Source organism: Actinospica durhamensis (assembly GCF_018139695.1).
Taxonomy (GTDB): domain Bacteria; phylum Actinomycetota; class Actinomycetes; order Streptomycetales; family Catenulisporaceae; genus Actinospica; species Actinospica durhamensis.
In genome coordinates this window covers 1-8,555 of sequence record NZ_JAGSOG010000331.1, presented here as the reverse complement: position 1 = coordinate 8,555, position 8,555 = coordinate 1, and the positions used below count along the sequence as shown (strand labels likewise).

The following is an 8,555-nucleotide window of genomic DNA, read 5'->3' as shown; positions in this document are numbered from 1 at the left end:
CCCTCCAGGAGCGGCCCACCCACCCACGCTCAGTGTAGGCACGGGCGCAATCGGCGAGATGAGTAACCGCTACTCACGCCCGCCGCGGCGGGCGCTGCGAGCATCGTGCCGGGTGACCGCACGCGGCGGTCCGACTTCAGGCGTCCGGCATAAGGCGGTCCATGGTCCGTGATCAGCGCAGCGCGCGGGTGAGCTCCCCCCGGTTGGTGACGCCGAGTTTGGTGTACGCGCGCTGCAGGTGGTTCTGCACGGTGCGCACCGACACGTGCAGCGTCTCGGCGATCTCCCGGCTGGGGATGCCGTGCGCGGCCATCTGGGCGATCTCGCGTTCGCGCTCGGTGAGTGACGCGGTGGCCTGGGACACCTGGAGCAGCGGCGTGCGCGGATGGTCCTGGCCGCAGCGTTCGAGGTGGCGGCGGGCGTCCTGGGCCGCGGCGGCCGCCCGGCGCGGGTCGCCCGATCTGGTGTACGCGGCGCCCGCGGCGGTGGCCGCCTCAGCCGCCATCAGGTCGGCGCCGAGCGCGGCGAGTTCACCGGCCGCCGCGAGCAGCGGCGCCGGCTCGTCCGCGGCCAACGCGGCGGCCAGATGCGCGAGCGCCGGAATCAGCGCGCCGTCGAAGAACTCTGCGATCTCGGCGAGCCGCGGCGCGGCCTGCGCGGCGCCGCCCAGCCGCGCCAGGTCGGCGAGCAGCAGCGCCTCACCGAGCAGCAGGCCACTGTCACGTGCCCGCTCGGCCGCGTCGGCCAGCAGCGATCGGGCCTCGCGCGGGTCGCGGCGGTGAGCGACGTGCAGCCACGCCTCGGCGAGCGCGTTCCAGTGGCCGAAGGCGGGCTGAATCGGGTGCGCGTTCGCCTCGGCGGCGGCCAGTTCGGCGGCATCGACGTCGCCCAGCAGCGCGGCGGACAGGGCCAGGCCGACCAGCGCCAGATTCATCGCGCTGGTGCGCGACAGGCCGCGGGCGAGGGCGGCGACCTCGGCGAACCAACGGCGTGCGTCCGCGACCCGGCCGGCCAGCAGTTCGAGGCAGCCGAGATAGACGATCATCCACACTCTGATGGCCGGTGCGTGGGCCTCGGCCAGCTCGGCGCCGGCCGCCTCCGCCGTCTCACGCGCCTGGGCCAGGCGCCCCGCGGCGGTCAGCGCGACGACGCCGGAGATCAGCTGCGACGCCGGGTGCGCGAACAGGACCTTGTCGGCGATCCCCAGATGCACCCGGTGGGCCCGCTCGGCCCAGGCCATGGCCTCGGCGGTACGTCCGACGTGGGAGAGCCCGGCCGGGATGGCCGAGGCCGCGTTCAGCCAGGCGACCGGGTCGCCCGCGCCCTCGACCTCCTCGGCGAGATCCTCGAGCAGCGCCAGCCCGCGCCGGGGATCGCCCGCGCTGATCCGCATCGTCCCCTCGACGTGGCGCAGGCTCTTGAGACACGCCGGGTCGGTGACCCGGTCCCTGGCCGCTTCGAAGAGCTCGAAGGTGCCGCGGCGGTCGCCCTCGCCCCAGAACCGGTTGGCGGCGCGCGTCATCGTGACGGCGAGGAACTCGTACTCGTCGGTCGCCGCGGACGCCGCCGCGGCCAGGACCGCGTCGGCCTTCACCGCGTCGCCGAGCTGCCACAGCGCCTCCCCGAGCATCACCCGGGTCGAGGTCGTGTGGTCGTCCTCGGCCAGCGCCTGGAGCAGATCCCTGGCCTGCACGTAGTCGTGGGCGTGCCGGGCCAGCGCGGCGGCCTCGATCAGCAGCGCGGGCTCGGCCTGCCCGGTCGCCTCCAGCTGCCACGCCGCGATCCGCCGGGTGTCCAGACCGTGCGCGGCGCCGTCGGCCCGGGCCCGGCCGGTCTGCTCCAGCAGCAGCCTGCGACGCCGCAGCGGCGCGATGTCGGCGCGGATCACCTCCGCGTACAGGGGATGCGCGAGCGAGAGCTCGGTGCCCAAGCGGTCGGTGCGGGTGCGGATGAGCCCGGCCGCCTCCAGGTCCACCAGGGCGTCCATCCCGGCCACCGCCTCGGCGTCGGCCAGCGGCACCGGCTCGCACAAGGCCAGCAGCTCCAGCACCGCGCGGCCCTGCGGCCCGGCCGAGCGCAACCGGGCGTCGATCAGCTCGACCAGGCGCGGGGTCCCGGCCATCCGCCCCTCGGCCAGCTCCCAGATCTCCCCGTCACTGGCCAACGCGCCCGCGGCCAGGGCGCCGGAGACCAGCTCCCGCAGATACAGGGCATTGCCACCGCTGGAGTCGTGCAGCCTGCGCACCGTCTGGCGCCCCACCACGCCGCCCAACGCCGCCCGCACCACCTGCTCGACCTGGGGCAGGCTGAAGGCCGCGAGGTCGATCCGGCACACCGCGTCGTCGGCGCACAACAGCTCGACCGCCTCGTTCACCGGCTCCCCGGCCCGCACCGTGCCGATCAGCCGGATCGACCCGGCGTCCAGCAGCTGGCGCAGCAGAATGGCCGAGGCGGCGTCCAGCCAGTGCAGATCGTCCACCATCACCACCCGGGCCGGCCCCGACCCGCCGAGCACGCTCGCCACCTGCGCGAACCCGCGCACCGGATCGGCCAGATCCACCCCGGCCGGCAGCAGGTGCGCGATCGCGCCCAGCGGAACCCGCGCCGCGGCCGCCGACGCCGTGGCCCGCACCCTCGGCACCCCGCCCGGCGCGGCCCGCCTGAGGAACTCCTCGGCCAGCCGGGTCTTGCCGACCCCGGCCGACCCGAACACGACCACGGACCGCCCCCTGGCGGTGCCCCACACCCGGCCGAACACCTCGAGCTCGGCCGCACGCGCGGTCAACGGCCACAGGGACACCACATCCACGACGCACTCCCGCACCGAAACATACGTACACGTACATGCCCATGCACGTGCCCTGATCCACACCCAAGAGCCGTGGGACCACCACCACACGGCAGCAGGAATGGTACGGCTTTCCGGGCCCCTTATATAGAGATGGCCGCAGCCACCCTCGAGTCCCGCGGCCACGTGCCTTGCTCCGCGCGAGGTACGGCGACGCGCAGCCGCGCCGGCGGCCGTGGGGCGCCGGGCGCGGCTGCGGTGGGCGAGGTCCGGTCGAGTGTCAGTTTCCGGGGTAGGCGCGCAGGTCCTGCCGGAGCTCGGAAATCAAGGTGCTGTCGACGGCGGCGAAGCTCTGGGTGGTGAAGGAACCGTCCTCGTTGTCGTGGAGGTGGACCTCCTCGATCACGTCGCCGGACCGGACGAAGCAGTCGTGGTCGAGGGTGCCGCCGTTGCGCGTGCTGCTCCTGCCGGAGAACAACAGGCTCCAGCACTCCGCACCCGACTGCGCCACGGTCCGCTCGGTCGTGGCGACCAGAGAACTGCCGGTGGTCGGGTCGGTACCGGTGCCCCTGGCCGCGCACCCCGCGAAGTCGGCGGCCAGCCCGTCCATCGCGGCCTGGGCCTCGGCGGCACCGCCGTAGAAGTACGCGCTCTGGGCCGTGAGGTACGGGATGGTGCCGTTGGGCAGCACCTTGTCGGAGTTGGGACCGGTGAAGGCCTGATACTGGGAACCGGCCAGGCCCTTCTCCAGACCGGTCAGGTCGCCGGAGTAGCTCATCTCCTCGTCACACCAGTCCGTGAGGTGACCGGCAGGGGACAGATAAACGTGACCACCGAGACGGGTCCCGTAGTTGAACGTGTTGTACGCCCACGCCGTCACCCCGGCCCGGTACAACGGCATCTGCTCGACCGCGAGCCACGCCCCCGCCACATACGTGCCCGGCTTCGGCGCCCACGTGGCGGCTGCCAGGGAAGTCGCGGACGTGGCAGTCGCGGACGTGGCCGTCGCGAACGTGGCCGTGATGCCGGACGCCTCGGGCGCGGCCGCGGTCGTCGCAGGTGAAGGAGAAGCAGACGCCGCGCTCGTGGTCGGGTTCGAAGCCGGCGCCGGTCCGGCGCAGGCAGCGGCAGCGCCGAGGACGGCGGCGGACAGCAGCGTGATGCCGATAGCACTCTTGCTCATGGTGATTCCCTCCCGGACGAAGCGTCCCCTGTGGCGCTCGCACAGCTGTCACGCATGAGCCATGAGTCCGGTTGTATGAGTTCGAAGATTATTTAGCGAGTGGAAAGCAGCTGCGCCGCGCGGCCCCGTCCTCAGCCGAAGGCCCAGGACCCGCCGCCCAGGATCCGGTCCAAGTCGTCCGCGACCTGCGCGAGCAGACCGTCCCCGAAGACGACGAGGGTCTGTTCGACGTAGTGGCCGAAGGTGCCGAGGCGGGCGTCGGCGGTGGTGAGGAACTGGAACTCGGAGTCGGCGACCGCGCATCCCGGCCAGGGGAGCTGACCCGGGCCGCCGACGCGGTGCGGGTCGAACTCCCAGCCGTTGAGATAGGGGCGGCACTCGTACACCCATGCGCCGGGCCGGACGCAGGCGCGCAGGCCCCGCTCGATGACGCCCTCCACGGCCGCGATCGCCGGATCGTCCGGGCCGTCGAGCATCCCGTAGAACCAGCGGCGCGAGTCCATCGGCGGGTTGTAGCGCCCGCTGCCGCCGGCATAGTCGAACCCGATTCGGGCCTCGCCGCGCTTCGCGATCCGCCTGGTGTCCGCGTCGTGGCGGGAGCGCCTCGCCGGCACACTCGTGGCGGGCTCGCCCGGCGGGGTCCAGCGGTGGGATCGGACGGACGTGACCTCGCGCAACCCGGCGGAAAGCAGAACGCTGCGCACCTCCCCGTCGGCGTATCCGTCGGTGTCGGTGTCGGCGTCGGCGTCGGCGACCAGGAACCGCTTCGCCGGCAGCCGGAACCGCCACAGCGGCAGTCGTGCCAGCAGCTCGGGGCGGGCCGCGGTCAAACCGCCGAGCGTCACGAACTCGGTGCCCCGCACGTTCTCCAGCCAGCAGGCCGCGGCGACCTTCCCCGCGCGGGTCAGTACACGGACATCGACATCCCAATACGGGGCGGAGCCCAGCTCGTACCAGGCCGCCAAGGGGACCCGATGGGGGCCGGAGCGGGCGGACAGATCGAGCGCCTGCAGCACCTGTGGTTCGTCCCAGCGGACGGACTCGACTTTCCACTCCGCCTGCGGCTGAGGGAAATCCAGCTCCGTGACCTCGCCGATCAGGACGCTGCGTTCGCCGCCCACGGTGAATCCCGCCGCGTCGAGCACGGCGCTCAGATGCGAGGCGGCCGCGTCGTGGGCGAACACGCGCCACTCCACGGGCTCCACGCGTGCGGCTGCGGACTCCTGCACCGATTCCGTAAGCCGTGCGGCCGAGGCCGAATCACCCGCGTCCAGGGCACGGTGGTCGACGGTGCAGTGCGTGCCATAGTGCGTGAGAATCAGTGGCCCTATATGTTCGACGACGGTGCCGAACCGTGCCGGCACCGGCACGTGGCCGCGCAGGCTCCGATCGTGCGCTGCCAGCAGTTCCCCCGCGCCCAAGCCCACGGCGGCATTCAAGCACGGCCATGCCCACACGACCACCGATTTCGATTCCCAGGTCCGCGCGCTTCTTACGTTGACACCCGAGAACGCGAGCGGGATATTGGCTTCGGCTTGGTGCGTACGGGGCACACGAGTCAGGGGAGTGCCACAAGCAGGGGGCGAGTCACGCTTGCGCGTCATCGAGACGAAGAACGGCGCCAGGGCCGTATGGATGCCGAATTTCCGCAGCCGAGGTTACGCGCTGCTCGCAGGCGGGTCCATGGTGCCCGGGCTCGCGGCCGCCGTCGGGGTTCTGCTCATGGAGCCCAGCGCGACCAACGCGGCACTGGCGGTTCTGGTCATGATCCTCGTCGCCGTCCCTTTGCTGATGATTGCCCGAAACAGCGCCCTGTACATCTCCGCGGACCTCGTGGCGACCGGGTCGGCGCGCACGCCCGCGCGCAGCATCCGGCGTCGTGACGTCGTCCTCGTGCGCTACCGAGGCGAGTTCGGGGAGCTGATGGGGCGCGACGAGCAGGTGCTGCTCCGGATACCCGCATTTCTGACGAGCCGACAGGCGGCGGAGGTGGCGGACTACCTCCACGTGCCGTTCACCGGAACCCCCACGGCGGCGCCCGTGGCCGAGGTCCGGGACATCCCGGGCGCGTTCGTGCTGCGCCCCGACCCGGGAAAGAAGCGCATGTTCATGCTCCTCGCAGGGCTCTTTGCTCTCCTGGGCCTGGGCGGCGGAGCATGGAGCGCCATCGACGGCAAGTGGCCTATCGGGATCCTCCTGATCGTCGGGTACGCCATCCTCGTCTTCGTCAGTGCACGCTGGTTGGGCACCAATACTCTCGTCGTCACGGACGACACGGTGTTCAAGGGCACCCGCGACCGAAACAAGTTCGTGTCGCGCTCCGAGATCGCCGACATCGTGTACGGGCAGAAGTGGTTCCTCCTCAGGGCCGCCAACAAGTCGACGCTGCTCGGTGTCGACGTCTCCTTCTTCACGCGGGCACAGGCGCAAGAGCTGGCCGATCGACTCGGCGTCCCTCTGCAGGCGCCGCAAACCTCGAAGAAGCCGCAGCGGCCGCGGAAGACGACGTAGATCAGGTGTCGAAGTCGGTGGCGAGGGCGGCCAGCAGCGGGTCAATCAGTGGACTGCGATGTTCGCGGTGCCGGCCGACCGCGACGCGGGTGCGCAGCTTGTCGGGGTCAAGTCGGCGGAAGACGATGCCCTCCAGGCGGATCCGCGCGATGCTCGCCGGCGCGATGGACACGCCGAGTCCGGCTTCCACGAGGGCGCAGACGGTCTGCCATTCCACCGCGTGCTGGGTGATCCTGGGCGTGAAGCCGGCCTCGACGCACAGGCCGACGATCTGGTCGTGGAAGCGCGGGCCGACGTGCCGCGGCAGCAGGACGAAGGGCGAGTCCGCGAGTTGCGCGACGCGGACGTATTCGTGTCCTGCGAGTGGATGCCCGACGGGCAGGACGGCGACGAACGGTTCACGCAGCACCGTCCGGAACGCGAGCTCCGAGTCGTCGTCGCCGGGTTCGCGCAGCAGCCCGACGTCCAGGCTTCGCTCCCGCAAAGCCGCGAGCTGCGGCGCCGTGGTCATCTCCTGAATGTGCAGCTGCACGTCGGGGACCTGCTCACGGAACCGGCGCAGCAGCGCGGGCAACACGGTCAGCGCCAGCGAGGCCGCGAACCCGATCCGCAGCGTGCCGGCCCGCCCCTCCCCCACCGCGCGCGCCGCGGCCAGCGCGTCGGTGAGCGTGCTCAGGGCACTGCGAGCGGCCGGCAGCAGCTCCTCGCCGACCGGCGTCAGGCCGACCCGCCCCGGCCCGCGCGTGAACAGCGCGTGCCCGACACGGTCCTCCAGCCGTCGTATCTGCTGGCTCAGCGGCGGCTGCGCGATGCCGAGGCGGGCCGCGGCGTGCCCGAAGTGAAGCTCCTCGGCGAGCACGACGAACGCGTGCAGCTGTGGAAGGGGCAGGTCGGGCCGGTTCATATCCCAAGAGATATCACACAGGCTGTGTCAACATATTGGACGTATCACCGCTGCCTGCCTAGCGTTCTCGGCATGACGCAGCGGCAGGCGATTCTCAGCGGTTCGACCTTCGAGGAACAGATCGGCTACGCCCGGGCCGTGGTCGACGGCGACTGGGTGCACGTCTCCGGCACGACCGGATTCGACTACGCGGCGATGACGATCTCCGACGACGTGGTCGAGCAGGCCGAACAGTGTCTGCGCAACATCGGCACCGCTCTGGCCGAGGCCGGCAGCGGCTTCGCCGACGTGGTGCGCGTGCGCTACCTGCTGCCCGACCGCGAAGACTTCGAACCCTGCTGGCCGACCCTGCGCCGCTGTTTCAGCGAGATCCGCCCCGCCGCCACGATGCTCGTCTGCGGCCTCGCCGACCCGCGCATGAAGATCGAGATCGAGGTGTACGCGCGCCGCCGGCAGGGCCCCTCGTGATCAGAGGTCGTCCCACCAGTCTTCGTCCTCGGCCCAGTGCCGGACCCAACCGATGAAACCCGAGCGCCCAGTGGTGTGACCGAACTCGGCGCCGAAGGGGCTCGCCCCTTCACCGGAGATGTTCCAGACGTGCCCGCGGTGAGGGCCGGTGACGATCAGAAGCCAGTCCATGCCACAGCCGTCCGTACCCAGCACGATCGAGCCGTGACGGTGAACGGGTTCCAGAAGTGGGGCGAGTTCCTCGTAGGGTCGATCCTCGGCCTCCCACACCCAGGTCTCGGTGAGTGGGAACGGCTTGGCCAGTTCACCCACGGCTGGGCCTTCGCCCCCGCCGAGCGGAACCTTCCCCAACTCGACGAGCCCGTAGCTCGGCGGCCCCGCACTCGCACCATCGGTGATCTCGGCGACGAACGTCCGGTACGGCTCGGGGAGAACGATTCCGTGCTGCTCCTCGAACGCATGTACCGCCGGCCAGCCCGACGGCGTGCCGGACTCGAAAACGCTTCGCAGTATCGCCAGGTCGGCCGGATCGGGCTTGTCGGTGTCCATGAGTCAGATGGGTATCACGGTGCTCCGACATTCATCCGCTGACCGCGGCGCGGCCGCACTCACCGCCCCAGCCCGAGCCTGATCGCGCGTTCCACCGGGGAATCGCCGTCCACCGTGTACGGGCGTGGGCCCGGGTCGAGTGGGGGCTGGGC

General features: G+C 71.5%; 7 protein-coding genes. 2 read left to right on the top strand and 5 right to left on the bottom strand.

Going from position 1 to position 8,555, the window contains the following annotated elements:
- Positions 1 to 172 precede the first annotated feature (172 nt).
- The 3 genes from KDL01_RS36355 to KDL01_RS36345 all read right to left on the bottom strand — a co-directional run bounded on the left by KDL01_RS36355 (position 173) and on the right by KDL01_RS36345 (position 5,398).
- Entirely contained in the window at positions 173 to 2,809 is a 2,637-nt protein-coding gene (locus tag KDL01_RS36355; protein WP_212533251.1) for a helix-turn-helix transcriptional regulator, read from the bottom strand.
- Positions 2,810 to 3,068: 259 nt separating this feature from the next.
- Positions 3,069 to 3,971: a hypothetical protein gene (locus tag KDL01_RS36350; protein ID WP_212533250.1), complete on the bottom strand. Its 903-nt coding sequence runs from the start codon at positions 3,969 to 3,971 to the stop codon at positions 3,069 to 3,071.
- Between the two features lie 131 nt (positions 3,972 to 4,102).
- Positions 4,103 to 5,398 (bottom strand): DUF2716 domain-containing protein, encoded by a 1,296-nt coding sequence (locus KDL01_RS36345; protein ID WP_212533249.1) that lies wholly within the window; start codon positions 5,396 to 5,398, stop codon positions 4,103 to 4,105.
- A 166-nt stretch (positions 5,399 to 5,564) separates the two neighbouring features.
- Here KDL01_RS36345 and KDL01_RS36340 point away from each other — a divergent pair, with 166 nt between their 5' ends.
- The gene (locus tag KDL01_RS36340; protein WP_212533248.1) at positions 5,565 to 6,482 is read left to right on the top strand and encodes a hypothetical protein; all 918 of its coding nucleotides are present in this window, start codon (positions 5,565 to 5,567) and stop codon (positions 6,480 to 6,482) included.
- Between the two features lies 1 nt (position 6,483).
- Here KDL01_RS36340 and KDL01_RS36335 read toward each other — a convergent pair whose 3' ends face one another.
- Entirely contained in the window at positions 6,484 to 7,386 is a 903-nt protein-coding gene (locus KDL01_RS36335) for a LysR family transcriptional regulator (protein WP_212533247.1), read from the bottom strand.
- Between the two features lie 72 nt (positions 7,387 to 7,458).
- Here KDL01_RS36335 and KDL01_RS36330 point away from each other — a divergent pair, with 72 nt between their 5' ends.
- Positions 7,459 to 7,854: a RidA family protein gene (locus KDL01_RS36330; protein ID WP_212533246.1), complete on the top strand. Its 396-nt coding sequence runs from the start codon at positions 7,459 to 7,461 to the stop codon at positions 7,852 to 7,854.
- Here the strand turns inward: KDL01_RS36330 and KDL01_RS36325 are convergent, their stop codons facing one another.
- Positions 7,855 to 8,403, bottom strand: a complete 549-nt coding sequence (locus tag KDL01_RS36325; RefSeq protein ID WP_212533245.1) for an SMI1/KNR4 family protein — start codon at positions 8,401 to 8,403, stop codon at positions 7,855 to 7,857. It abuts the gene before it with no gap.
- Between the last annotated feature and the right edge of the window lie 152 nt (positions 8,404 to 8,555).